The organism is Arthrobacter sp. 08Y14, from assembly GCF_002929455.1.
Lineage (GTDB): Bacteria > Actinomycetota > Actinomycetes > Actinomycetales > Micrococcaceae > Arthrobacter_B > Arthrobacter_B sunyaminii.
The window spans coordinates 1-510 of the sequence record NZ_PJIX01000068.1 but is presented as its reverse complement, the minus strand read 5'-3'; the positions used below and the strand labels follow the sequence as shown (position 1 = coordinate 510).

The 510-nt window shown below is 62.5% G+C and carries 1 protein-coding gene; it reads right to left on the bottom strand.

Annotated elements, in window-relative coordinates; all coding sequences use genetic code 11:
- On the bottom strand, window positions 1-510 hold a 510-nt coding region (locus CXR03_RS19035), incomplete at both ends, for an EAL domain-containing protein (protein ID WP_146070575.1).

Sequence of the window (510 nt, the reverse complement as noted above, 5' to 3'; positions counted from 1 at the left end):
GGGAGAAACATTCACCGAGAGCTTCAGGTCGGGCCAGTGCGAAAGCTGCGCCAATGCCTGGCTCAGAACGCAAAGCCCAAGCTGGTCGATCAGCCCGCTCGCTTCGGCGATCGGAATGAAGACATCGGGCGAAACAGGTCCATGCCCCTTGCGGGTCCAGCGCGCCAGCGCCTCGACACTGACAAGCGAGAAGGTCTTCGCATCAACGACCGGCTGGTAGACGACGGTGATCTCGCCACGGGCGATCGCGCTCCGGAGATCGATTTCCATCTGGTTGCGGGTTTCGCGCTCTTCGTCCATGCGCGGATCGTAGATCGTCCACCGCCCCCGACCACCGTCCTTGGACGAATACATGGCCATGTCGGCACGACGCGTCAGCTCGCCGCCTTCCACCTGGCCGCCTTCGGAAACACAGATGCCGATGCTGCAGCCGACGACGACAGTGCGTTCGCCAAGAAGCACGGGCTCGTCGAAGAAAGCGATGATCGAGGTGGCAAGCGTATAGGCGCG